This is a genomic window from Mycolicibacterium neworleansense (assembly GCF_001245615.1).
Taxonomy (GTDB): Bacteria; Actinomycetota; Actinomycetes; order Mycobacteriales; family Mycobacteriaceae; genus Mycobacterium; species Mycobacterium neworleansense.
On the sequence record NZ_CWKH01000001.1, the window covers coordinates 2,210,345 to 2,233,776 of the forward strand.

23 protein-coding genes are annotated in these 23,432 nt (G+C 67.5%); 5 read left to right on the forward strand and 18 right to left on the reverse strand.

From position 1 onward, the window contains the following. Window positions 1-66 precede the first annotated feature (66 nt). Window positions 67-1,350 (forward strand): BamB-related PQQ repeat family beta-propellar protein, encoded by a 1,284-nt coding sequence (locus tag BN2156_RS10435; protein ID WP_090513180.1) that lies wholly within the window; start codon window positions 67-69, stop codon window positions 1,348-1,350. Between the two features lie 8 nt (window positions 1,351-1,358). Here BN2156_RS10435 and BN2156_RS10440 read toward each other — a convergent pair whose 3' ends face one another. From BN2156_RS10440 to yczE, 7 genes are all read right to left on the reverse strand, one after another. Beyond that, a complete protein-coding gene (locus tag BN2156_RS10440; protein WP_090513182.1) occupies window positions 1,359-2,048 on the reverse strand; it encodes an esterase in 690 nt (229 codons plus the stop codon). A gap of 74 nt (window positions 2,049-2,122) precedes the next feature. Continuing rightward, window positions 2,123-3,337 (reverse strand): THUMP-like domain-containing protein, encoded by a 1,215-nt coding sequence (locus BN2156_RS10445; protein ID WP_407661723.1) that lies wholly within the window; start codon window positions 3,335-3,337, stop codon window positions 2,123-2,125. Continuing rightward, a complete protein-coding gene (locus BN2156_RS10450; RefSeq protein WP_090515742.1) occupies window positions 3,295-4,251 on the reverse strand; it encodes a class I SAM-dependent methyltransferase in 957 nt (318 codons plus the stop codon). Before BN2156_RS10450 ends, BN2156_RS10445 begins: the two co-directional genes overlap by 43 nt. A 91-nt stretch (window positions 4,252-4,342) precedes the next feature. After that, window positions 4,343-5,014 (reverse strand): enoyl-CoA hydratase, encoded by a 672-nt coding sequence (locus tag BN2156_RS10455; RefSeq protein WP_090513184.1) that lies wholly within the window; start codon window positions 5,012-5,014, stop codon window positions 4,343-4,345. Then, entirely contained in the window at window positions 5,011-5,850 is an 840-nt protein-coding gene (locus tag BN2156_RS10460; protein ID WP_090513185.1) for an NUDIX hydrolase, read from the reverse strand. The genes BN2156_RS10455 and BN2156_RS10460 overlap by 4 nt, the downstream gene beginning before the upstream one ends. Beyond that, window positions 5,847-6,716, reverse strand: coding sequence for an ABC transporter ATP-binding protein (locus BN2156_RS10465; protein ID WP_210436597.1), 870 nt, complete (start codon window positions 6,714-6,716; stop codon window positions 5,847-5,849). The genes BN2156_RS10460 and BN2156_RS10465 overlap by 4 nt, the downstream gene beginning before the upstream one ends. Beyond that, a complete protein-coding gene (gene yczE, locus BN2156_RS10470) occupies window positions 6,647-7,363 on the reverse strand; it encodes a membrane protein YczE (RefSeq protein WP_090513188.1) in 717 nt (238 codons plus the stop codon). Before yczE ends, BN2156_RS10465 begins: the two co-directional genes overlap by 70 nt. Before the next feature lie 210 nt (window positions 7,364-7,573). On the opposite strand from yczE, the gene yczR reads away from it, so the two are divergent. After that, window positions 7,574-9,013 (forward strand): MocR-like transcription factor YczR, encoded by a 1,440-nt coding sequence (gene yczR / locus BN2156_RS10480; RefSeq protein ID WP_090513193.1) that lies wholly within the window; start codon window positions 7,574-7,576, stop codon window positions 9,011-9,013. Between the two features lie 9 nt (window positions 9,014-9,022). Here the strand turns inward: yczR and BN2156_RS10485 are convergent, their stop codons facing one another. Genes BN2156_RS10485 through ctaD form a run of 3 tightly spaced genes read right to left on the reverse strand, consistent with a single transcriptional unit; the run spans window position 9,023 to window position 12,393 of the window. Next, the gene (locus tag BN2156_RS10485) at window positions 9,023-9,331 is read right to left on the reverse strand and encodes a hypothetical protein (RefSeq protein WP_090513196.1); all 309 of its coding nucleotides are present in this window, start codon (window positions 9,329-9,331) and stop codon (window positions 9,023-9,025) included. 47 nt (window positions 9,332-9,378) lie between these two features. Beyond that, a complete protein-coding gene (serB, locus tag BN2156_RS10490) occupies window positions 9,379-10,623 on the reverse strand; it encodes a phosphoserine phosphatase SerB (protein WP_090515748.1) in 1,245 nt (414 codons plus the stop codon). A gap of 42 nt (window positions 10,624-10,665) precedes the next feature. Beyond that, window positions 10,666-12,393, reverse strand: coding sequence for an aa3-type cytochrome oxidase subunit I (gene ctaD / locus BN2156_RS10495; RefSeq protein ID WP_090515750.1), 1,728 nt, complete (start codon window positions 12,391-12,393; stop codon window positions 10,666-10,668). A gap of 176 nt (window positions 12,394-12,569) precedes the next feature. On the opposite strand from ctaD, the gene BN2156_RS10500 reads away from it, so the two are divergent. Continuing rightward, window positions 12,570-13,652: an iron-siderophore ABC transporter substrate-binding protein gene (locus BN2156_RS10500; RefSeq protein ID WP_090513199.1), complete on the forward strand. Its 1,083-nt coding sequence runs from the start codon at window positions 12,570-12,572 to the stop codon at window positions 13,650-13,652. Here the strand turns inward: BN2156_RS10500 and BN2156_RS10505 are convergent. From BN2156_RS10505 to BN2156_RS10540, 8 genes are read right to left on the reverse strand one after another with little or no spacing between them, the layout of a single operon-like run. After that, window positions 13,645-14,706 carry an isopenicillin N synthase family dioxygenase gene (locus tag BN2156_RS10505; protein ID WP_235625264.1) on the reverse strand — a complete coding sequence of 354 codons (1,062 nt, stop codon included), beginning with the start codon at window positions 14,704-14,706 and terminating at the stop codon, window positions 13,645-13,647. The two genes, BN2156_RS10500 and BN2156_RS10505, sit on opposite strands and share 8 nt — an antisense overlap. After that, the gene (locus BN2156_RS10510) at window positions 14,703-15,242 is read right to left on the reverse strand and encodes a hypothetical protein (protein WP_090513200.1); all 540 of its coding nucleotides are present in this window, start codon (window positions 15,240-15,242) and stop codon (window positions 14,703-14,705) included. Before BN2156_RS10510 ends, BN2156_RS10505 begins: the two co-directional genes overlap by 4 nt. After that, window positions 15,233-16,090, reverse strand: coding sequence for an N-acyl homoserine lactonase family protein (locus BN2156_RS10515; protein ID WP_090513203.1), 858 nt, complete (start codon window positions 16,088-16,090; stop codon window positions 15,233-15,235). The genes BN2156_RS10510 and BN2156_RS10515 overlap by 10 nt, the downstream gene beginning before the upstream one ends. Next, entirely contained in the window at window positions 16,090-17,670 is a 1,581-nt protein-coding gene (locus tag BN2156_RS10520; RefSeq protein WP_090513205.1) for an ABC transporter substrate-binding protein, read from the reverse strand. The genes BN2156_RS10515 and BN2156_RS10520 overlap by 1 nt, the downstream gene beginning before the upstream one ends. Then, entirely contained in the window at window positions 17,667-18,302 is a 636-nt protein-coding gene (locus tag BN2156_RS10525) for a cysteine hydrolase family protein (RefSeq protein WP_090513208.1), read from the reverse strand. Before BN2156_RS10525 ends, BN2156_RS10520 begins: the two co-directional genes overlap by 4 nt. Next, window positions 18,303-19,307: an ABC transporter permease gene (locus BN2156_RS10530; RefSeq protein ID WP_090513210.1), complete on the reverse strand. Its 1,005-nt coding sequence runs from the start codon at window positions 19,305-19,307 to the stop codon at window positions 18,303-18,305. A 15-nt stretch (window positions 19,308-19,322) separates the two neighbouring features. Continuing rightward, on the reverse strand, window positions 19,323-20,189 hold the full coding sequence (locus tag BN2156_RS10535; protein ID WP_210436598.1) for an ABC transporter permease: 867 nt from the start codon (window positions 20,187-20,189) through the stop codon (window positions 19,323-19,325). Beyond that, complete coding sequence (locus BN2156_RS10540; RefSeq protein ID WP_235625265.1) at window positions 20,189-22,237, reverse strand: dipeptide ABC transporter ATP-binding protein; 2,049 nt, start codon at window positions 22,235-22,237, stop codon at window positions 20,189-20,191. The genes BN2156_RS10535 and BN2156_RS10540 overlap by 1 nt, the downstream gene beginning before the upstream one ends. A 223-nt stretch (window positions 22,238-22,460) precedes the next feature. Between BN2156_RS10540 and BN2156_RS10545 the strand changes: the two genes are divergently transcribed. After that, window positions 22,461-23,138 (forward strand): TetR/AcrR family transcriptional regulator, encoded by a 678-nt coding sequence (locus tag BN2156_RS10545; RefSeq protein WP_090513213.1) that lies wholly within the window; start codon window positions 22,461-22,463, stop codon window positions 23,136-23,138. 10 nt (window positions 23,139-23,148) lie between these two features. Further along, window positions 23,149-23,424, forward strand: coding sequence for a YciI family protein (locus BN2156_RS10550; RefSeq protein WP_090513214.1), 276 nt, complete (start codon window positions 23,149-23,151; stop codon window positions 23,422-23,424). Window positions 23,425-23,432: the final 8 nt, after the last annotated feature.

The window sequence follows — 23,432 nt, forward strand, 5'->3', positions numbered from 1 at the left end:
AGAACGGTTACCCTCACGTGGGTCACAAATACGAGCGCCCCGCGTGTTCGGCGACGAAAGGACATCGTGTTCCGGCGATACCTTGCACTGGCGGTCGCGGTGCTGTTCACAGGCCTGCTCGCCGGTTGCGAGAACACCGATTCGTGGGTGGACGCACATGCCGCGCAAGGCTGGTCGGCGCAGTACGGAGACGCCGCCAACAGCAGCTACACCCGATCCCCTGGTCCCGAGGCGCTGCGCCTCGAGTGGAGCCGTTCGGTCAAGGGTGAGGTGGGCGCCCAGGTGGCCCTGAGCGCGAACAATCGCCTGGCGGTCAACGCGCAGACCGCCGGGGGTTGCTCGTTGATGGTGTGGGAGGCCGACAACAACGCCCGTCAGCGCTGGTGCACCCGATTGGTCCTGGGCGGTGGCTGGTCCAGTCCCCTGTTCGACGGGTTCGACAACGTCTACGTCGGACAGCCCGGAACCATCCTGTCCTTCCCCCCGACGCAGTGGATCCGCTGGCGCCAGCCGGTGATCGGCATGCCGACCACACCCAGGCTTCTCGATGACGGCCAACTACTGGTGGTGACCCATCTGGGTCAGGTGCTGGTGTTCGACGGGCACCGGGGCACTGTGGTGGGAACACCGCTGGATCTGGTCTCCGGCGTGGACCCGACCGATTCCCAGCGGGGTCTGGGCGATTGCCAGCCGGCCCGGTCGCGGTGCCCGGTGGCGGCGGCGCCCGCTTTCTCTCATGAGGCCGGTCGCGTGGTGCTCAGCGTGTGGCAGCCCGGGGCCGAGGCGCCGGTGCTGGTCGGCTTGCGTTACCACCGTGGCGAGAAGACGTTGTTGACGCAGGAGTGGACCAGCACCGCCGTCGGGCGCGGGCCGCTGGGCAGCCCGGTGCTGTCCGCCGACGGTTCGACGGTGTACGTCAACGGCCGTGACCAGAAACTGTGGGCGCTCAACTCCGCCGACGGCACGCCGAAATGGTCGGTGCCACTGAACTATCTGGCCCAGACGCCACCATCGGTGTCACCGGACGGCCTGATCGTGGCCGGCGGCGGCCCCGAGGCCAAACTGACCGCGGTGCGCGATGCCGGGGACCATGGCGAGGTGGCCTGGACCCGTGACGATGTCGTCCCGTTGACCACGTCGAGCCGGGCGGGCGGGGTCGGTTACACCGTTGCCCGCGAAGGTGGGCACGGTCAGACCCTGTTGGTGTTCGACACCGCCGATGGACACACGCTCAACGCATATCCCGTGCCGGAGGCCACCGGCTGGCCCGTCGGGGTGTCGATCGGGCACGATCACCGGATCGTCACCGCGACAAGCGACGGCCAGGTGTACGGCTTCGCCCCGGCCTGATCGCGAGGTCAGGCCAGCAGTGCCGCCACGGCGGACCGCGGCACGCTGGCCTGGCTGGCCCCGGCGGCCTCGGGCAGCAACTCGCCCTGCCCGAAGAAGAAGATGACCGAGTCGTCGGTGATCGCGAAGTTCTGGTAGTGCACGGGGTCCAGGCCGACGGTCGGAGGGATGGCCTGTTCCACACCGGACTGCTTCTGCAGTTCACGCTGAACGATCGGGAAGATCACGTCCAACGGTCTGGAGCCCGGCTTGAAAAGGGTGTCGAAGGTGATCGGCGCCCGGGTGGCCACGTTGTAGTTGAACGTCTTGTACCAGGTCTGGGGGTGGGCGCCACCGACGTTCTGATACACCTCGAACACCAGGCTCTGGGTGTGCGCCGGCGTCCCGGAACTGTAGGCGGTGCCCTTGGCGTCGAGGACGTACGGCTGATCGCGTGAACCGGGCATGTCCGAGACGTTGACGAATCCGTCGCGGGTCTGGGTCAGGTAGGCCGCGACGGCCGGTTGATCGGGGTAGCCGACCGGGAACGTGTAATCCAGCGTGTAGGTGGCGTTGGCTGTGTGCACCTGACAGATCTGGTCGCCGTCGACGGTGCCGCCGAGGTCGGCGCAGGCCGACTGCGCAGCTGCCACGGGCATGCCGAGCCAGCCGAGCAGCGCACCGGCTGCCAGCAGCGCTGTCACAGGGGGAATTCGCATCGTCAGTCGTCCTCGCAGGCGATCAACTCACACCGGTGGATGCACCGGCGTGTTTCGTTCAGGGTACGTTGCCGCTATCGCGACGGGCGACAAATGAATGCCGTCGCCCGGGCGGCCGCCCCGGAACCGAGCCGCGTGATCACCACCGACAGGTGTTCGGTGCCGCGCAGCCGCATCCGGGACCGCAGCGCATCGGGATCCACGTCCAGACCCCGAACCAGGATCTCCAGGGCGCCCACGGATCGGGCTGCCAGCGCCGCGCGCAGTCGCCGCTCCTGGAAATGCAGCTGTTCGAGGACCTCGAATCCGCGCACCCCGACGGGCAACTCGTCGCCGGACAGGTAGGCGATGTCGGGGTCGAGCTGCCACAGCCCGTGCCGCGCCGCATAGTGGCGCACCAGGCCGGCACGCACCACCGCACCGTCAGGGTCCACGATCCAGCGCCCGGCCGGCGCGACAGGGCAGTCGTCGGGTTCGGCGTCGCTGATCTCTTCCCCGGTCTCGAGCAGGCTGGCGCGCCGATGCACGCCGTGTTGGCTCAGACCCGGTGACCACAGGCAGGCTTCGCGTACGCTGCCGCCGACCGAGGTCACCTCGATCTCCCCGGCGAACCCCATCTTGGCGAGTTCGTCGAAATCGATTCCCGGGGCGCACTTCACCACGAGGTCGCGGTCACGGTAGACGTCCAGGACCGCGTCGAGCGCCGGGGTGTACGCGCGCGGGTCGAAGCGGCGCCGTCCGCCGGACCGGCGGGCGGGGTCGATGATCACCACCGTGTCGCGAGTGACGGGCGCCAGCGCGTCGGCCCGGCAGAGGTCGACGCCTTCGGCGTTGTGCGCGGCCATCGCCAAACGCACCGGATCGAGATCGCTTCCGAGCAGCTGCGTTGCGCAATCACGCAGTGCCACAAGCTCACCGCCGATCGAGCAGGTGGCGTCGTGCACGCGGGCACCGGCCAGCCGGCGGGCCCGGTGGGCAGCCACGGGTGCGGCCGTGGCCTGTTGCAGCGCCTCGTCGGTGAACAGCCACCGCCCCGGGTCGTCGAATTTGGCCGCGGCCCGGCGCCTGAGCTGTACGGTCTCCACCAGAATTCCGGCGCGGTCACCGAATTGTGTTCGGACGGCAGCGATGTCACTGACCAGACCGGCTCCGGTGAGGCGGCGCTCGGCCACCTCACCCAGGGCCTGCTCCCCCGCCTCCGACCGCAGATAAGCGACGTGTGAGAGGTCGAACGCTACTCCACCGCTCAGGAGGGCTTGACCCCCGTGACCATCACGTTGTAGAACCAGCCCTTGGGCACCACGCGGCGCCACACGTTGGAGTCGACCCAGCTCAGCGTGGTCCAGCTGCTGAAGGCGAACTTGGCCCAGCCCCAGCCCAGCCGCCCGGGCGGGACGGCGGCCTCGAAGGTGCGCACCGGCCAGCCGAGCATCGCGGCGGTGAATTCCTCACTGGCCGTGCGCACTTCGACCGCACCGGCGTTGGAGGCCATCCGCTCCAGATCGGCCGGGTCGAAGGTGTGCAGGTCGACGACGGCTTCCAGCGCCGCGGCGCGGGAAGACTCGTCGAGTTCGGCCTGGGGCCGACGCCAGCCGCTCAGCCAGGGCAGCTTGGTCAGGTTGGTGGTGGCGTGCCAGGTCAGGGTGGACAGCTCACGGGCGTACTTGTTGCCGACCGTGGTGGGTTCGCCGGCGAATACGAAACGGCCGCCGGGCTTGAGCACGCGGACCACCTCGCGCAGCGAGAGTTCGACGTCGGGGATGTGGTGCAGCACGGCGTGCCCTACCACCAGGTCGAAGGTGTTGTCCTCGTACGGGATGCCCTCGGCGTCGGCGACCCGTCCGTCGATGTCCAGGCCGAGTGACTGACCGTTGCGGGTGGCCACCTTCACCATGCCCGGCGACAGGTCGGTCACCGAACCGCGGCGCGCGACACCGGACTGGATCAGGTTGAGGAGGAAGAAGCCGGTGCCGCAGCCCAGCTCGAGGGCGCGGTCGTAGGGCAGCTCACGCTGCTCGGACTCCGGGACGATCCCGTCGAACCGGCCACGGGCGTAGTCGATACAGCGCTGGTCGTAGGAGATCGACCACTTCTCGTCGTAGGTCTCGGCTTCCCAGTCGTGGTAGAGCACCTGCGCGAGCTTGCTGTCGTGCATCGCGGCCTCGACCTGTTCGGCCGTGGCGTGCGGGTTAGGAGTCGGCATGCCAGCTACATCGACCGCCGCGTCAACGTCGGCGCCGGAATCCTTGATGTCAGTCATGAAGGGCAGCCTAACGGCCCGGGTGGGGTGGATGTCAGGGCCGGTCCGTCACTCCGTCGACGGCGGCTTTCGCTGCGGCCAGTACGTCCACCGGATGATCGACGAATCGCCGTGCCCAGGCCAGTGCCTCGTCGTACACGTGGTCGGGTGCCACCATCTGGTCGATCAGGCCGAGTGCGAGCGCCTCCTCGGCGCCGACGAACCGGCCGCTGTACACCAGTTCCTTGGCCTTGCTGGCCCCGATGACCTCGGCCAGCTGCGCGCCGCCACCGGCTCGCGGTGCCAGCCCGGCCAGGATCTCGGTGGCCCCGAACTTGACGTTGTCGCCGCTGACCCGCCAATCGGCGGCCATCGCCAGGGTCAGCCCGCTGCCCAGGGCATACCCGGTGATCGCGGCCACCGTGGGCTTGGGGATGGCGGCCACTGCGTCGATGCACTGGCGCAATGCCGTGTCGGCGGCGGCGGCCTCTGCCGCGTTCAACGTGCGCAGTTCGGGGACGTCGTCGCCGGCGCAGAAGATCTCGTGTCCGCCGAACAGGATCACCACCGAAATGTCGGTGCGCTCGCCCAGCTCATGGGCGGCCGCGACGATCTCGCGGTACATCTGCCGGGTCAGGGCGTTGGTCGGCGGCCGTGACAGCATCAGGGTGCCGACGCCGTCCTGCTCCGGTGCGGCCCCGGTGATCGCGCGGACGAACTCGCTCATTGAGCGGCTTCCGCTGCCTCCGGGCCGCGGCCCAGAGGTGCCCGTTGGTTCCTCGCCGCGTTGTACCGGCCGCTGTCGAAGAATTCGATCTGCCAGCTTCCCTCGCCGAGGGACAGGTTGGGCTCGGTGGCGACGATCTTGCGTTCGGTCGCCAGGACGTCGGACACCGATCGGCCGTTGAGGGAGTTCAGCTGGGTCCAGGTCGGCGGCAACAAGAACGACTCGCCCTGCTCGAAGGCATCGAGACCGGCCTGCGGGGTGCTCCAGAACGCCTGGTCGGTTTCGGTGTTCTCACCGTCGGCCCGTTGCCCCTCTGGCAGTGCACCGACGAAGAAGAAGGTGTCGTAGCGGCGGGTGCGTTCCTCTTTGGGCGTGATCCAGTTGTCCCATGGGCGCAGCAGGTCGGCCCGCAGCACGAGTTTCTCGTGGCGCAGGAAGTCGGCGAAGGACAGCGTGTGGTTGGCCAGGGCGGCACGCGCCTCGCCGTAGACCGATGCGTCGCTGACGATCCCATCTGGGTCGTTGGCCGGGCCGGCGAACAACACCCCGGACTCCTCGAAGGTTTCGCGGGCCGCGGCGCACACGAGCGCCTCGGCCAGCCCGGTGTCCACGCCGAGACGCTGAGCCCACCAGTCCGGTTCGGGACCGAACCAGGCGATGTCGGCGTTGCGGTCGCGGTCGTCGACGCCACCGCCGGGGAACACCATCACCCCGGCCACGAAATCCATCGCCGCATGCCGGCGCATCATGAACACCTTGATGCCGGACGGTGTGTCCCGCACCAGCATCACCGTCGCCGCCGGGCGCGGCACCAGTGGGTCCGTCGTAGCGCTCATTCTCGCCTCCTGTGAGCCGCACGGCTCCTGGTCCGCCGGGCGAAGTAACGCCCGTCGATCACGTCCAGCGCGATCGACTGACCGAACGCCTTGGACAGGTTCTCAGCAGTCAACACCTCGGTCAGCAGACCCGAGGCAACCGCCTTGCCCTCCGACAGGATCAGCGCGTGGCTGAATCCGACCGGAATCTCCTCGACATGATGGGTGACCAGCACCATGGCCGGCGCATCGGGGTCGGCCGCCAGATCGGTCAACCGCGCCACCAGCTCCTCGCGCCCGCCCAGGTCCAGTCCCGCCGCGGGCTCGTCGAGCAGCAGCAGTTCGGGATCGGTCATCAGCGACCGGGCGATCAGGACGCGCTTGCGTTCACCTTCGGACAGGGTTCCGTAGGTCCGCTCGGCGAGGTGTTCGGCACCGACGCTCTCCAGCATGTCGACGGCCTGGACGTAGTCGACGTCCTCGTAGTCCTCGCGCCAGCGACCCAGCACGGCGTAGCCGGCCGACACCACCAGATCGCGTACCACTTCGCTGTCGGGGATCCGCTGCGACAGTGCCGAGCTGCTGAGTCCGACCCGGGCCCGCAGCTCGGACATGTCGGTGCGGCCGAGCCGTTCGCCGAGCACATAGGCGGTACCCGACGAGGGATGTTCGGTGGCGGCGGCGATCCGCAGCAGCGAGGTCTTGCCTGCGCCGTTCGGGCCGATCACCACCCAGCGCTCATCAAGTTCCACGGTCCAGGTGATGGGACCGACCAGGGTGTTGCCGCCTCGGCGCAGGCTCACCCTGGCGAAGTCGATCAACAGGTCGGGGTCGGTTCCGTCTCCGTCATCGTTGATTGTCGAGTCGGTGCGTTCCCCTGCGGCCACTCGCTCATCGTAGTGACCGGATCCTGATCCGCTCGGGCACGCCCGCCGCTGAAATCGTGGAACAACAACGAGCGCGGGGTGAGCCGCAGGAACAGCTGCACGAGCGGGCCGATTCCGAAGGCATAGACCACGGTGCCGACGCCGACGGTGCCACCCAGCAGCCAGCCCACAGCCAGCACGGTCGCCTCGATCGCGGTGCGCACCAACCGCACTGACAATCCGGTGCGGGCCACCAATCCGGTCATCAGGCCGTCACGGGGCCCGGGGCCCAGGCCGGCACCGATATAGAGCACGGTGCTGATCGCGTTGAGCACTACGCCGCCGAGCAGCATCGCGATGCTCGCCGGCAGCGCCGACGGCGCGGGCAGCACGGCCAGCGTCGCGTCCACCGTCACGGCGAGGACGATGACGTTGAGGATGGTCCCGATTCCGGGACGGTTGCGCAGCGGGATCCAGGCCAGCAGGACCACGACGCCGACGACGGCCGAGGCCATGCCCAGACTCAGCGGGGTGTGCCGGGTCAGACCCTGGTGAAAGACGTCCCACGGGTCGAGCCCCAGCCCGGCGCGGACCATCATCGCCATGGATACGCCGTAGCCGCACAGGCCGATCAGGAGCAGCGCGCCGCGAGTGAACGCCGTCCTCATGCGTGATCGGGGAATCGGGCGCGGATCGCGTCGAGCTCGCTCTGCACGCGGCGGGCGTCCACATCGCACGCACCGCCGGGCAGGTTGGCGGGGTCATGCAGACGGCGGAGACTCTCCGCCAGTCGAGAAATCCAGTTCCGAGGCATGCGTCCATATTCGTGGCGATGTGGCTTGCTGCTCAATAGCCAGTTAGCGCATACTGGCCTTATTATGTCGACAGATATGGCCGCCCGAGCTCTTGATGTGGACCTTTTGGCCCGCGAACTTGGCAACTGGCGTACCTCCAGTCAAAGTGGCCCCGCCTATCTGGGCCTGGCCGACGCCATCCGGTTGCTCATCGTGGACGGCCGGGTGCCGGTCGGATCGCGCCTGCCCAGCGAACGGGCGCTGGCCGAATCGCTGCGGGTGTCCCGCACCACCGTCACCGCGGCGTTCTCCCAGCTGCGCGACGACGGTTATCTGCATGCCCGCCGCGGCGCCCGCAGCACCACGGCGCTTCCCGCGGCCACTCACATCGAGCCGGAGGCCACCACCCCGACGGTCAGCCTGGCTGCTGCGGCCCTGTCCGCACCCGGTACCGCCGTGCTGGAGGCGTTCGCCGACGCCGGCCGCGACATCGCGCCGTACCTGCGCGAGCCCGGGCACGAGTTGATGGGCGTCGGCCCGTTGCGCGCCGCCATCGCCGAAAGGTACTGCGCCCGTGGGTTGCCCACCGACCCCAGCCAGATCATGGTGACCAGCGGCGCCCAGCATGCCATCGGTCTGATCCTGGCCAGCCACACCCAGCCCGGTGATCGGGTGCTCGTCGAGCAACCCACGTATCACGGTGCGCTCTCGGCGATCTCGACGGCCGGGGCACGGGCGGTCCCGGTCGCCCTGACCGACGACGGCTGGGAGCTCGACGCGGTGCACGCCGCCGTGCGGCAGCTGGCCCCCAGCCTGGCCTACCTGGTTCCCGACAGCCACAACCCCACGGGGTTCACCATGTCCCCCGCGGAGCGAAAGCGGTTGGGGCAGATCATTTCCGACACGCGGACCCGGACCATCGTCGACGAGTCGATCGCGGACATGTGGATCGATGAGGCTCCTCCGGAGCCGCTGGCCGCCTCGGTGGCCCGCGACGATCTGGTGCTCACCATCGGCTCGATGTCCAAGTCGTTCTGGGGTGGCCTGCGGGTCGGCTGGATTCGCGCCGAACGCGGCACCCTGGCCACCATCGCGGCGATCCGGCCGTCGGTGGATCTGGGCACCCCGATCCTCGAACAGCTCGCCGCGGCACGGTTGCTGGGGATGCGCGCGGAGGTCCTGCCCGAGCGACGCGAGATCATCCGCGTGCGTAGGGAGTTCCTGGTGGCGCTGCTGGCCCGCGAACTTCCGGATTGGCAGCCCGGGCACGGCCGCGGCGGGATGTCGTTGTGGGTGAGGCTGCCCGCGCCGATGAGCACGGCGTTGTCCGCGGCCGCGATGCGGCTCGGTCTGGATGTGCCTGCTGGCCCGCGGTTCGGCGTGGACGGCACGCTCGAGCGCTTCATCCGGCTGCCCTATGCGCTGCCCGAACCCGAACTCGAAGAGGCGGTGCACCTACTGGCACGGGCCTGGCACAGCATCACCGGCACGCTCAGTGCGCAGCCGCAGACGCTGGTGGTCTAGCCGAAAGTTCTACGGCTGCTGCGCCATTGCGTAGCAGGTGCTGTAATGCTCGATGGTGCACGGAATCCCGTTCACCGTCGGCAGCTGTCCCGGCTGGTTGGTGATGTTGGTTCCCCCGGCGCTGGGCGCCATCACCGGCGGTGCCACTGCACCCATCCCACCGCCGGACGAACCGGCCACGCACACACCCTCGAACTTGGTCTGCACCGTTCCCGAGGGGCATCGCTTGGCCTCGGCCGGGGCGGCGACCGCGAGCTGCCCCAGAACTGCCGCAACGGCGAACGCGCCAACCACGACCGTGTGTTTCAGGTTCGCCATGCCCCCACCCTACTTCAGGACCGGTGCGGTATTCACCCGGAGCGCCGTCAGTCCTCGGGGATCTCGACGCGCCGCAGCACACCGTCCTGGGCGTCGGCGGCCTCGATCTCACCGCGGGTGACGCCGAGGATGAACAGCACGGTGTCCAGGTAGGGATGGCTCAGCGATGCATCCGCCACCTCGCGCAACGCGGGTTTGGCGTTGAACGCGACACCGAGACCGGCGGCCGCCAGCATGTCGATGTCGTTGGCACCATCGCCGACGGCCACTGTCTGTTCCATGGGCACACCGACCTGCTGGGCGAAGTCGCGCAACGCCTTGGCTTTTCCGGGCCGGTCGATGACCTGGCCGATGACCCGCCCGGTCAGCTTGCCGTCGACGACCTCCAGCTCGTTGGCGGCCACGTAGTCCAGCATCAGTTCGTGTGCCAGCGGCTCGATGACCTGGCGGAACCCGCCTGACACCACGCCGCAGTGGAAGCCGAGCCGCCGCAGGGTCCGGATGGTGGTCCGGGCGCCTGGGGTCAGTTCGACATGTTCGGCGACATCGTCGAGCACCGAGGCGGGCAGTCCGGCCAGCGTCGCCACCCGGCGGTGCAGAGATTCGGCGAAATCCAGTTCGCCGCGCATCGCGGCCTCAGTGACCGCCGCGACCTGGGCTTCCATCCCGGCCCGGGCGGCCAGCATCTCGATGACCTCGCCCTGGATCAAGGTGGAGTCGACGTCGAAGACGATAAGCCGCTTGGCCCGCCTGGCCAGGCTGTAGTCCTCCAGCGCGATGTCGACGCCTTCGTCGACCGCGACCTGGGCCAACGCCGTCTGCAGTTGGCTGTACGCGGCACCCGCCGGCACCGATACGCGGAGTTCCAGTCCCGTCACCGGGTAGTCCGAAACCCCACGGATCGTGTCGATGTTGACGCCCAGACCCGCGACCGCGCGGGCCACCACGCTGAACGACTCGGCAGTGATCGGCCGGCCCAGCACCACGATGGTGTGGGTCGACGGCTCACGCATGACGGGCATGTCATCGCTGCGCTCGATCGTGACGTCGAGGCCCAGCCGGTTGATCGCCGTCTCGACATCGGTGCGCAGCGCGTCGCCGTCGACCGTCTCGACCGGTGCCGCGACCAGCACACCCAAGGTGAGCCGGCCGCGGACCACGACCTGTTCGACGTTGCGTAGGTCCACCTGATGGCGGGCGAGCACCTCGAACAGCGCCGATGTGACACCGGGCTGATCGACTCCGGTGACGGTGATCAGTACCGACGAGCGCTCTCGCGGAGCACCGGTCATCGGAACATCCTCGACGTGCTCACCCCCGGATGCTGCCACCCGTCAGCTGGAACGGTCCGCAGGCTCGAGCTCTGGGTGATGTGCGCGGCCCACGTGGGCTTCGGCGCGCATCCGCTCGACCATGTGCGGGTAGTGCAGCTCGAACGCCGGGCGCTCCGAACGGATCCGGGGCAGCTCGGTGAAGTTGTGCCGCGGCGGCGGGCAGGAGGTCGCCCACTCCAGCGAGTTGCCGTAACCCCAGGGGTCGTCGACCATCACCGGCTCGCCGTAGCGCCAGCTCTTGAACACGTTCCACACGAACGGCAGCGTCGAGATGCCCAGGATGAAGGCACCGATCGTGGAGATCACGTTGAGCGTGGTGAAGCCGTCGGTAGGCAGGTAGTCGGCGTAGCGGCGCGGCATGCCCTCGTCACCGACCCAGTGCTGCACCAGGAACGTGGTGTGGAAGCCGATGAAGGTCAGCCAGAAGTGCAGCTTGCCCAGGCGCTCGTCGAGCAGACGTCCGGTCATCTTCGGGAACCAGAAGTAGATGCCCGCGTAGGTGGCGAACACGATGGTGCCGAAGAGCACGTAGTGGAAGTGCGCGATGACGAAGTAGCTGTCGGTGACGTGGAAGTCGATCGGCGGGCTGGCCAGCAGCACGCCGGACAGGCCACCCAGCAGGAAGGTGATCAGGAAGCCGACCGAGAACAGCATCGGCGTCTCGAAGGTCAGCTGCCCCTTCCACATCGTTCCGATCCAGTTGAAGAACTTGATGCCGGTCGGGACGGCGATCAGGAACGTCATGAAGGAGAAGAACGGCAGCAGGACCGCGCCGGTGGCGTACATGTGGTGCGCCCACACCGCGACCGACAGGGCCGCGATGCTGATGGTGGCGTAGATCAGCGTTGTGTAACCGAAGATCGGCTTGCGGCTGAACACCGGGAAGATCTCGGACACGATGCCGAAGAACGGCAGCGCGATGATGTACACCTCGGGGTGGCCGAAGAACCAGAACAGGTGCTGCCACAACAGGACACCGCCGTTGGCGGGGTCGTAGATGTGGGCGCCCAGGTGGCGGTCGGCGGCCAGGCCGAACAGCGCGGCGGTCAGGATCGGGAAGGCGATCAGCACCAGGATCGAGGTCACCAGGATGTTCCAGGTGAACACCGGCATCCGGAACATCGTCATACCCGGGGCACGCATGCAGACCACGGTGGTGACCATGTTGACGCCACCGAGAATGGTGCCCAGACCACCGACGGCCAGACCCAGGATCCACAGGTCACCGCCGGCACCCGGCGAGTGGATCGCGTCGGTCAGCGGCGAGTAGGCCGTCCAACCGAAGTCCGCGGCACCACCCGGGGTGATGAAGCCGCCCAGGGCGATCAGCGCACCGAACAGGAACAGCCAGAACGACAGGGCGTTCAGCCGCGGGAACGCCACGTCGGGCGCGCCGATCTGCAGCGGGAGCACCAGGTTGGCGAACCCGAACACGATCGGGGTGGCATAGAACAGCAGCATCACCGTGCCGTGCATGGTGAACAGCTGGTTGAACTGCTCATTGCTCAGGAACTGCAACCCGGGCATCGCCAACTCGGTACGCATGAACAGCGCCATCAGACCGCCGATGAAGAAGAAGGCGAAGCAGACGACGCAGTACATGATGCCGATCAACTTGTGATCGGTCGTGGTGATGAGCTTGTAGATCAGGTTGCCCTTGGGGCCCATCCGTTCCGGAAAAGGACGACGTGCCTCGAGTTCTCCGATTGGGGGCGCTTCGGCTACCAAGAGATCCTCCAAAGATTCGTCGGGAAATCCCGCTTATCGAACTGAATCCTAACGCTCCCGGCGGCCTCTGCGTCCGTGGGTCCTACAAACTGTCGTACTGCGTGGCGGTTCAGCGTCGATTCCGTCGGCGGCGAGGGCCTGACCAGCGGTAAGAGCGTGAATGTTACGGTCGCCCGGTGCTGACCAACCGACCCCGCGCCGCAGTCGCGGTGATCGCCGCGGCCGCAGCCCTCGCCAGTGGGTGCGGCTCTGCCGAGCAGACGCAGCAGGCGCAGACGTCGATGACCACCAGCGTCACCAAGATCGCCGACGCGGGGGTGCTGGGTAATCAGCGCCGCCCCGACGAATCGTGTGCGGCCGAGCCGGCCGCAGCCGACCAGTCGGCACGCGAGGTCCGCAATGCTCGCGGAGACGGAGCAGACGGCTCGGATATTCCGGAGTCCACCGAGGTGCGCGGCGACCCGCAGCGCATCGTCGCACTGTCCGGAGACCAGCTCGATGCGTTGTGTGCGCTGGGCCTGCAGTCCCGCATCGTCGCGGCCGCAGTTCCCGACGGCTCGTCCGGGCAACCCTCTTATCTGGGTGCCGTCGTGCACGGGGTCGCCCCGGCCGGTCCGCGAACCGCACCGGACCTCGACGCCGTCAAGGCGGCCAACCCGGAGCTGATCCTGGGATCGGTGAGCCTTACCCCCGCATCGTTCGGCGCGTTGTCGGCGATCGCCCCGACCGTGTTCACCGGGGCGCCCGGGTCCGCCTGGCGCGACACCCTGCGCACGGTGGGTGCGGCGACCGGCCGCGCGGACGCGGCGGCCGATCTGATCGCGAAGTTCGACGACGCCGCCCGTGAGACCGGTGCGAAGAACGACGCCCCGCACTTTCAGGCCTCGGTGGTGCAGCTGACCGAGAACAGTGTCCGGGTCTACGGCGCCAACACCTTCTCCGGCAGCGTGCTGGCCACGGTGGGGTTGGATCGTCCCGCCGCACAACGTTTTACCGATAAGCCCTACGAGGAGCTCGGCACCACCGACGCTGATTACCGCATCGCGGACGCGGACATCGTCTACGTCTCGTTCGCCTCCGCGGCCGCGAAGGACAACGCACCCGAGATCCTGCAGAGCACGGCCTGGCGGGACTTGTCGGCGGCCAAGGACAACCGGGTGTTCGTGGTGAACAACGAGGTCTGGCAGACCGGCCAGAACATCGTGGCCGCCCGCGGCATCCTCGATGACCTGCGTTGGGTGAACGCCCCGATCAACTGATCCCGTCGACTCCGCGCCCGGCCTGCCGGCCGAATTGGCCGGTGGCCAGCGACCCGTCGGGCAGGACCAGCTCGCCGGCCTGCATGCGGCGGCGCAGATAGGTGAAGGTCTGGGCGGTCTGGGCGAACAGGTGCTCGCCTGCGCGCAGCGCCGGACGCCGGGGTCCGTCGGCGGTGACGAACCGGGGCAGCGGTTTCACCTCGGTGTGATAGTCGACGTTGAAGAACAGCGGGAATGAGTAGCGCTCCCGGGCTACCCGGCGCACCCGGTGACTGGTCGCCACGAATGTCCCGTTGGTCCACAGTTCCAGCAGATCCCCGATGTTGACGACGAATGTGCCGTCCACCGGGGGCACGTCGATCCACTCACCGGCGCCGTTGAGCACCTCCAGGCCGGGTGCGGTGGGCTTGAGCAGGGTGAAGCACTCGTAGTCGGTGTGCGCGCCGATGCCCTGGCTGTCCTGCGCGCCGGCGTCGTACGGGTAGTGCATCAACCGCAGTTGACTGGGCGTCTTGGTGGCGTGCCGGGAGAACACGTCGGGGTCCTCCCCCAGTGCCACCGCGAACGCCCACAACAATTGCTTGCCCACGTCGAGTACGGCCCGGTAGTAGGAGGTCACCGCTTCGGCGAAGCCGGGGAGGTCGGGCCAGGTGTTGGGTCCGAGCATCGGGTTGCCCGCCAAGTGGTCGGGGTCGTCGGCGGGCAGGTCCAGTGCGGTGTCGAACGCTTCCTTCAGGTCGGGCGGGTTGTCGGATTCGAGGCCCTCCTCCCCCACCGGGACGTAACCCCGGTGGCACCGCGACAACCCGATGTAGCTGCGCATCTTCTCTTCCAGCGGCAGTGCGAAGAATTCTTTTGTCGCGGTGAGCATCTGTTCGAACAACGACTCGTCGATACCTGACCCGCTGATATAGAAGAAGCCGACTTCCCTTGCTGCGCTGCCGATCTCGGCCGCAACCCGTTCCCGCTCGGCACGCAGTTCCGAACGTAGCCCGCTGATGTCGATGACCGGCACGGAGTCGAACGCCGCCAACGCTGATGCACTGCCACTCACAGATCCACTGTCCCTTCACTTCGTTCCACGACCCAGCGGACGCCGTTGGCCCGGATCTGCTCACCTTCCAGATCGATTGCGAGCGAGGTCCATTGCGGGCCGCCCACGGTGTCGATCACCACCTCGTCGCCGTCCAGCCAGCCGAAGTCCGGGCCCACCCGCACCAGAACGGCCCGGCTGCCGTCCGTTGCCCGCAGGAAGAGCCCGCCGTGCGGCACCGTCGGTCCGGGATCACGCAACCAGTGTTCGACGTAGTCCTCGTGCACTCCGGTTTCGATCAGCGTTTCTCCGTCCCAACGCATCTCGCCCTCGTCGGGAGTGGGACCCGACGGCTCGAGTTCGATGTCGCGTCGCCAGGAGAAGACGGTGCCGCGCTGGATCAGCTCACCGCCGAAGCCGCGGGAGTCGACGTAGGCGCTCCCGGCCTGCAACCACGTGACGCCGGCCTCGGTGTCGCACGATCCGTCGGCCTCGATCAGCAGGGTGCGCCGCCACAGTCCGGCGCAGTCGGAGGCCATCACCGCCTTCACGGACATTCCTGTTGCAGCCCGTGCTGGACGGGCCCGAAGCGCTCGTGGAAGTGGTGCGTGAGGCCGGGCCATACCTCCGGATCATGGCCGGGGATCAACTGATATCCCTTGTCGCGCGCCAGCTTCTTGAGCCTGCGGATCGGTTCGACGGTGTCTTCGGGCTCGACGTCGATGAAGCCGCCAATCGGGAGTTCCTGCTCGATGTTCTCCGTCAGGTCCGCGGCATCGAACGCGAACACGAACCCGCCACCGCCGACGGACTCGTCGAGTTCCACGGCGAAGCTCTGGTGCCCGGGCGTATGTCCGTACGTGGGGATCGCGGTGATGCCGGGCGCGATGGTGGCCTCACCGTCAGCCAGCCGCCAGTCGATGTTCGGATCGTCGAAGTCGACCCGGACGATCGCGTTGCGTTCCGGCTCAGGGTGATTCGACAGCCCGTAGTCGAGCTCGCGGCGCTGGGCGTGCACCGGCACCTTGCCGGCGAACAACTTGAGTCCACCGGCATGGTCGTGGTGCAGGTGACTCACCGCGACGGTGTGGATGTCGTCGAAGTCGACGCCCACCTCGGCGAGCCGCTGCTCGATCGGCTCGCCGGGCCCCGGCAGCACCGGCCGGTACTCCACCGTCGGGAAGAACCGGCGATACAGCGCGGGGTCACGCACCAGTGCGGTGTTGAACCCGGTATCGAGCAGAACCCACCCCCCGTCGGTCTGAAGCAGCACTCCGGGCACGGGTTCGCGCATGCGCTCGGTGGCTGGCGCGCCATGGACCGAAACCGATTTCGGCAGTTCCTCCCAGCCCAGGGTGAGCAGGATGATGTGGCGGACTCCGCTCTTGCGGACCAGGGTCGCCATCAGCCCACCGACAGTGCGGCGAGCCGCAGCGAGTTGGGGTTGGTCACCACGTGGGCCTGTTCGACGCCCTTGAGCCAGGGCTGGGCCACCATGAAGTCGTTGACGTCGGCGATGTTCAGCCAGCAGCCGGTCTTCACCGCTTCCAGCCCGGCCCGCGAGAACACCGCGGACTCACCGGTGGGCAGGCCACTCGCCAGCGCGTCGGTGACCGGTTGTGCCGAACAGCCCAGGTAGTTCAGGCCGCCGTCCGGATCCCACGAAATGTGGCCCCAGGTGTACGGCGACGGGGCGTCGGGCCAGGCCAGTGCAGTGAAGATCTCCGGAGCCGACTGACCGTCAGAACCGACCCAGCCGTAGATCTCGGATGTCGGGTAGGCCTGCACCTTGGCCGTCAATCCCGCCGCGGCGAGCTGCGTCTGGAGCAGATTGCTGACCAGTTGGTTGTCGGGATTGCTCGAGTCATAACCGATCGTGATCGCCTTCTGGTCCGCGGGTAGTCCCGCGGCTATGCCGGTCAGCGCGGACGGATCATGGGCCACAGCCTGATTGGCAAAGTCGGAGGCCATCATGTTGGGCGGATAGATCTGCCGTGCCACATCGCCGCGCCCGAAATACGTCTGCTTGACGAGCTCATCGACGTTGATCGCCTGCAGCACCGCGGTGCGGTTCTTGGCGTCGGTCATCATGCCCTTGTGCGGGTTCACGTACAGGTAGTTGGACATCATGGTCGGCAGCGAGTAATTGGCGAATGCCTGGTTGTCCAGGTAGGACTGGACCGCGGACGAGGGCAGGTCATGCAGGATCGCGGCGAGCTGCCCGTTGTTGAACTGGAGCTGCTGTGCCGAGACATCGGTGATCACCGGCATCTCGATCTTCTCGAAGTACGGCTTGGTTCCCCAGTACTCCGGGAACGCCGCCATCGCATACCGGGATCCGACTTCGGCCGCGGTAAGCGTGTACGGCCCGGTCCCGAGGTCGTGATTCGTCAGATAGCTCTGCGCGTGGTCGGAGCCCGCGTTCTGTTGCAGGCCTTGAGGGCTCATCATCCTGGGTCCGTACGCGCAGGCGAGGTAGTCGAGGAAGGCTGCGTTCGGTGCCTTCAGCGTGATGGTGACGTCGTAATCACCCCGCGGGGTAACCGATTCCACATCCTTGACCATGTAGGCCGGGCCCTGGTTGACGGCGAGCCTGCGATCGAAAGACGCCTTGACGGCCTCCGCGGTGAACGGGGTGCCGTCGTGAAACTTGACGCCTTCGCGCAGCTTGAAGTCGAACACCTTGTTGTCGGGCGACGCTTTCCACTCGGTGGCCAAAAGCGGTTCCAGTTCGGGCTTGTCGGTGCCCGCCTTGTACTGCAGCAACCCCTCATACGTGTTGGTGGTCAGCAACAGCCCTTGGCCGGCGTAGTAGATGTCGGGGTCTGGCGGCTGACCTGGGTCCTGGAGGAAGGACAGGTGAAGCACCTTGTCGGTCGGCGCCGGACTGGGCGCTGCACTTCCCGAATCCGAACCGCCGCAGGCGGTCAGTGCCAATGCGGCCGTCGCGCTCACGGCAGCCATGGTCTTCCATCGCTTGATCATCGGGCGGCTCCTTCGAGGACGGGTCGGGAGGTGGCGAGTTCTGAGAAGGCGGCGAGGATCTCGTCGGAGGTTCGCAGTGCGCCGGTCTGCAGGTACTCCATGGCGTCCAGCGCGGCGTCATGGCGGTACTGCGACGACCCGCCCACGCAGTCGGTGACGACGCGGACATAGAAGTCACGCTGGTGGGCGTCGGCGAAGGTGTAGTGCACGCACACATCGGTGAGTCCGCCGATCAGGATGAGCGTCGAGGCCTTGAGACCGGACAGCACGATCTCGAAATCCGTTCCGATGAAACCGGAGTAGCGTCGCTTCACGATGTGGAACTCGTCCGGCAGTGGCCGCAACGTGGGTTCCAGGTCGGTGCCCGGCTGACCCTCGACACAGTGGACGCCCTCGGTGCCGTCGAGCTCGCGGCCGAAGTCGATTCCGCTGGGCCGATGGACCTCCTGGAAGAACACCACCGGGATTCCCGCCGCGCGGGCGGCGGCGAGCAGCTTTTCGGCGACCGCGACGCGCTCGGCATGACCGGGCATCACCGGAATCCCGGCGTCCTGGGCCGACATTCCCCCGCCCTCCTGGATGTCGACCACGACAAGAACTGGATTACCCACGATGAGTGGCTGTTTGGGCACCTAACCTCCTATAACTGCGATACGGGGATCGGCCGCCGCCTGGAGTAGGTCCACGGCGGTGTTGATGACTACGTAGAGCGCCCCGAGCATCAAGGTGACGCCCGCGATGGCTGGGAAGTCGGCGACGGGGATGCTCTGCGCGATGTACTGGCCGATGCCTGGCCAGCCGAAGACCTGCTCGACGACGAGTACTCCCGAGAACATCAGGCCCACTTGCAGTCCGGTCATCGACAGTGCCGACCCGACGGAGTTGCGCAACACGTGGCGGGTCATGATCTGCCCTTCCGACAGTCCCTTTGCCCGGGCCGTGCGCGCGTAATCGCTGTCGATGTCGGTCATCAGGCTGCTGCGCAACACCCGGCCGATGGCCACGGCGGGCCCGATGGCGATGACGAGGGCCGGCAACATCAGGTGGTGCACGGCGTCGGCCACCACGTCGAGCCGGCCGTGCAGGAGTCCGTCGACGGTGAGCAGACCGGTCGGCCCGGTGGGTAGGTTCGTCACGGCGATGCGCCCGTTGGCTGGAACCCATCCGAGGTTCTGGTAGAACACGATCAGCCCGAGGATGCCGAGCAGGAACATGGGTGCCGCGGCGCCGGTGAACAACACCGTCCGAAGCACCTGGGCGCCAGGCCATTTCAAGGTGGTGCTGAATGCCAGCAGGGCCGCGAGCACCAGCGCGATGGCGATGCCGAAGATCGCGAGTTCCAATGTGGCCGGCAGGAAGCTGCCGAGGTCGGACAACACCGCATGGCGGGTCCGGTATGAGGTCCCCAGATCACCGGTCACCGCATTGGTCAGGTAGTGCCAGAACTGCACGAGCACCGGCTGGTTCAAACCGAGTTCTTCGCGCCTGTCGGCGACGGCCTGCGCCGAGGCTTGCGCACCGAGCTGGGCCTTCACCGGATCCAGCGGCGAGACGTGCTGCAGGACGAACATCACTCCGGTCAGGGCGACCAGGATCGCCACCATCGCGCCCAGCCGGGAAGCCACGAAAGTCTTCACTCAGGTTCTCCTCACTCACCGGCTCTTCATCAGGTTGCGCAGGCAGTCCCCGGCGATGTTTCCGACGAGGGCCAGCACCAGCACACCGAGACCGGGCATCACCGGAATCCACCACTGCTGCAGGAAATAACTCAGGTTGCGGGCCGAGTCGGCACCCAGTTCCGGCGCCGGCGCCGCCTGCCCCAGCCCGAGGAACGACAGCGCGGCCACGGTGAGGATGAGGGCACCCAGATCGAGGCTGGCAGCGACCAGGGCGTTGGGTACCGCGCCGGGCAGTAGGTGCCGGGTTGCCAGCCGGAATCGGCTCGCCCCGGCCAGTTTCGCGGCCTCGACGTGTGGGCGGGCCGCCAGGCGCGCAATCTCTCCGCGTACCAGCCTGGCGTAGAACGGCCACCAGACGATCGACACCGCGATCAGGGTGTGGACGAAGCCGGGGCCGAGTGCGGCTACAACCGCGATCGCGAGCACGGGAGCGGGCAGTGACAGGAACGCGTCGGTGATGCGCATCAACAGCGAGTCGATCCATCCCCCGGAAGCCCCGGCGATCAAGCCGACCAGTCCGCCGATCGCCAGACCGGCAGCGACCACCACCAGCGCGGCGAACCAGCTGGAACGGGCGCCGTAGAGGACTCGGGACAGGATGTCGCGGCCGACGGAGTCTGTGCCGAGCAGGAATCCGTTCTTGCCCGGTGCTTGCAGCGGCATCCCCACCGGAGTCAGCGGATCGTGCGGGGCGATCCACGGCACCGCGATGACGAGCAGGGTAAGCAGGACCAGCGTCGAGAATCCGGCCCAGTTGAGGACAGTGGACCGCGGCGGGGACCATGACAGCCTGCGGGTGCCGCCGCGGGCCGGCGTGGGAAATGCAATCGCTATCGCCATCAGACCGCCCGCCTTTCGATACACGCCACTTGGTGCGTATTTCCCGGTGTGCCTTCCAACCGGACGTCGAGTTCGCTGCCGCCACACGCCGGGACCGATATCGGACATCGAGGGTGGAATGCGCACCCATCCGGCGGCGACAGCGGGCTGGCGGGCTCGCCGGGCAGCACCCGTGATTCACGTCCGAGGTCGGGGATCGCGTCGACCAGCGCCTGGGTGTACGGATGGGCCGGGTCGCCGATCACCCGGTCGGCGGGCCCGATCTCGACGATGCGGCCCAGGTACATCACGGCGATCCGGTCGGCCACCACTCGGGCAACCGACAGATCGTGGGTCACGAAAATGACGGACATGTCGAGGCTGCGGCGCAGATCCCCGATCAGATTGAGCACCGAGGCGGCCAGCGACACGTCGAGCGCGCTCGTCGGCTCGTCACATAGCAGCACCGAGGGTGGCACGACAGTGGCGCGGGCCAGCGAAACCCGTTGGCGCTGACCGCCGGACAGCTCCCCTGATCGCGCCTTGGCCACCTCGGACGGCAGTCCGACACGTTCGAGGACCTCATTCACCGTGGCGCGGCGCTGAGCCGAGGACATCTTGGTGCCGCGCAGCCGTTCGGCGATGAGCTCGCCGACCGACAACCAGGGGGTCAGCGAGGCGCCCGCGTCCTGGAAGACCATCTGCGGGCGTCGGCCGCCGGCCACCTGCGCAGATCCGGAGGTCGGGCTTTCCAGCCCGGCGATGATCCGCAACAGTGTCGACTTGCCCGAGCCGCTCTCCCCGACGAGCGCCACGGATTCGCCCTGGCCTACTCGCATGGTGACGCCGCGCAACGCGTGCAGTTTGCCGTGATTGCCTGCCGACCGGTCCAGCCAACGGCGCGATACCGCGAACGTCTTGCTGATATTCGCCAGCGCCACTGCCGGTGGCTGTTCCACGTCGTGCTCTTTGGCCGGGAACAATTCCCCCGCACCGGCTGTCGCGGTGGCCGACGTGGCCGCGATGTCGGACATCGGCCGCAGGCAGGCGCTGACCCGTTGCGGTGCAACGTCGATGGGATCCGGCAGTGATACCGAACAGTCCGCGGTGGCCATTGCGCACCGCGGCTCGAATGCACAGCCGGGCAACGGCGACGCTGGGCTGGGCACTGCTCCGGGCAGTGCCGCGAGCCTCCGGTCACGTGGGGTGTCGAGGGTGAGCCTGCTACCGAGCAGCCCACCCGTATACGGGTGCGCGGGTTTGGCCAGCACCTGGGCAGCGGGCCCGATCTCGGCGATACGCCCCGCGTAGAGCACCGCGATGCGGTCCGAGATCTGTGCGGCAACACCGAGGTCGTGGGTGATCAGTACGATGCTGCAACCGATCTCGTCCCGAAGCCGCTGCAACAGCCGCAACACCTGGGCTTGGACGGTGACATCGAGTGCGGTGGTCGGTTCGTCGGCGATGACGAGTTCGGGGTCCCCTGCGACCGCCATCGCAATCATCACGCGCTGACGCAACCCGCCGGAGAGTTGGTGCGGGTAGGCCCGCATCCGTCGCTTGGGTTCCGGAATGCCGACCGCCGTGAGCAGACGCAGCGCCTCCTGCTCGCTGCCGGCCGCCTCGGCCACCTGCTTGCCGATGCGCATCGTCGGGTTGAGCGAGGTCATCGGGTCCTGGAACACCGCACCCAGATCGAGTCGGCGCACTTTGCGCTGCGCCTTGTCGCCGCCGTTGACCATGTCGGAGTTCGCCACTCGGACCGACCCACCGACCGTGGCGCTCTTGGGCAACAGTCCGAGCATCGTGAACCCCAGAACGCTTTTCCCGGAACCGGATTCACCGACCAGTCCGACGATCTCGCCCGGGGCGATGGTGAGTGAGACCCCGCGCAGCGCGTAGACGTTACGTCCGTTTCGGCGAAAGGTGACGCGCAGGTCGTCCACGGCGGCCACCGGTGGCGGCGGCGAGAGTGCAACTGCGCCAGCGTATATCGCCGAGTCGTCCGCCGCGGAATCGTGTGCGCCGAGGTCCGCGGGGAGGGTGACGTCGATCATGGCCTCAGCCATCGTGGGCCTCCCAGAAGCGATTTGACGAATCCGCGTCACCACCTTGTGCCGCAGCCTGTCGAGCGACAGTTTTCACCGGCGGCCGCGTCATCGGGTGTCACAGGCGTTAATGAGGCGTAAAGGAATTGACGGGTCCGGTAACCGTCACGTGTCACGCGTTTCTATCGAGTGACCGATACCCCGTGCGCTGGCCCTTCGCCATTCGAGGGCCAACCATGGCTGTATGGCGGGACGACCACGCGTGCACGCCCAGCGCCGGCAGGGGGAAACAGCTCGTGACGAGATCCTTGACGCCGCAGGGGAATTGTTCACTACCACCGGATACTCGGGAACGTCGACGCGGGCGATCGCCGATGCCGTCGGCGTCCGCCAGGCATCCCTGTACCACTACTTCAAAACCAAGGACGACATCCTGTGCGCGCTGCTCGAGCAGACGGTCGCGCCCACGCTCGAGTTCATTCCGAGCCTGCTCGGCACCGAACCGGCGTTGACCGCCGATGAACATCTGCATGCTTTGGCCGCGTTCGACGGTGCCCAGCTGATGTCCGGCCGGTGGAACCTCGGCGCGCTGTATCTGCTGCCCGAGTTGCGTGAAGCCAAGCTCGAACCGTTCTGGTCAGACCGCGAGCGGCTGCGATTGCACTACCTGTCATTGAGCCGCGCGCTGAGCCGACGGACCGGGGTACACCAAGCGGCGGCCGACCTTCCGTTCCGGCTCGTCGAATCGTTGGTCAACGTGTGGTCGATGCCGGCCGGACCGGAACGTTCAGAGATGCCGTTTCATGTGGCGGACGCGTGTATGCGCGTTCTGGGCCTCCCCGACGAGACTGCCGCGGCCCTGCGGGAGCGCAGCCACCAGGTGATCGACAGACACAACAGGAGCCGCGCAGGCGACCCGTAGTCTGCATGGCATGTTCCACGTCCTCACCACGACATATCTGCAGCCCCTCGACGTCGTCGACCAGACCCGCCCCGCCCACATCGCGTGGCTCGAAGACGAGGTGGCCGCGGGCCGCATCGTGCTGGCCGGACGTCTGGAGTCGGCGACCGGCGCGGTGCTCGTCACCGGGGACCTCACCGAAGAAGAGGTCGAGGATCTCATCGCTCGCGATCCCTATACCTTGGCCAACCTGGTCCGATGCGAGCGCACGTCCTTCAACGGGGCGTTCCGCGCGCCCGGTTTGTGACGCACCCG

What these genes read in the sequence shown, in the direction of transcription:
- BN2156_RS10440 (WP_090513182.1), bottom strand. Translation starts at nt 2,048, where the DNA reads ATGCGAATTCCCCCTGTGACAGCGCTGCTGGCAGCCGGTGCGCTGCTC.
- BN2156_RS10450 (WP_090515742.1), bottom strand. Translation starts at nt 4,251, where the DNA reads ATGCCGACTCCTAACCCGCACGCCACGGCCGAACAGGTCGAGGCCGCG.
- BN2156_RS10455 (WP_090513184.1), bottom strand. Translation starts at nt 5,014, where the DNA reads ATGAGCGAGTTCGTCCGCGCGATCACCGGGGCCGCACCGGAGCAGGAC.
- BN2156_RS10460 (WP_090513185.1), bottom strand. Translation starts at nt 5,850, where the DNA reads ATGAGCGCTACGACGGACCCACTGGTGCCGCGCCCGGCGGCGACGGTG.
- yczE (WP_090513188.1), bottom strand. Translation starts at nt 7,363, where the DNA reads ATGAGGACGGCGTTCACTCGCGGCGCGCTGCTCCTGATCGGCCTGTGC.
- yczR (WP_090513193.1), top strand. Translation starts at nt 7,574, where the DNA reads ATGTCGACAGATATGGCCGCCCGAGCTCTTGATGTGGACCTTTTGGCC.
- BN2156_RS10485 (WP_090513196.1), bottom strand. Translation starts at nt 9,331, where the DNA reads ATGGCGAACCTGAAACACACGGTCGTGGTTGGCGCGTTCGCCGTTGCG.
- serB (WP_090515748.1), bottom strand. Translation starts at nt 10,623, where the DNA reads ATGACCGGTGCTCCGCGAGAGCGCTCGTCGGTACTGATCACCGTCACC.
- BN2156_RS10510 (WP_090513200.1), bottom strand. Translation starts at nt 15,242, where the DNA reads ATGTCCGTGAAGGCGGTGATGGCCTCCGACTGCGCCGGACTGTGGCGG.
- BN2156_RS10515 (WP_090513203.1), bottom strand. Translation starts at nt 16,090, where the DNA reads ATGGCGACCCTGGTCCGCAAGAGCGGAGTCCGCCACATCATCCTGCTC.
- BN2156_RS10520 (WP_090513205.1), bottom strand. Translation starts at nt 17,670, where the DNA reads ATGATCAAGCGATGGAAGACCATGGCTGCCGTGAGCGCGACGGCCGCA.
- BN2156_RS10535 (WP_210436598.1), bottom strand. Translation starts at nt 20,189, where the DNA reads ATGGCGATAGCGATTGCATTTCCCACGCCGGCCCGCGGCGGCACCCGC.
- BN2156_RS10540 (WP_235625265.1), bottom strand. Translation starts at nt 22,237, where the DNA reads ATGGCTGAGGCCATGATCGACGTCACCCTCCCCGCGGACCTCGGCGCA.
- BN2156_RS10545 (WP_090513213.1), top strand. Translation starts at nt 22,461, where the DNA reads ATGGCGGGACGACCACGCGTGCACGCCCAGCGCCGGCAGGGGGAAACA.
- BN2156_RS10550 (WP_090513214.1), top strand. Translation starts at nt 23,149, where the DNA reads ATGTTCCACGTCCTCACCACGACATATCTGCAGCCCCTCGACGTCGTC.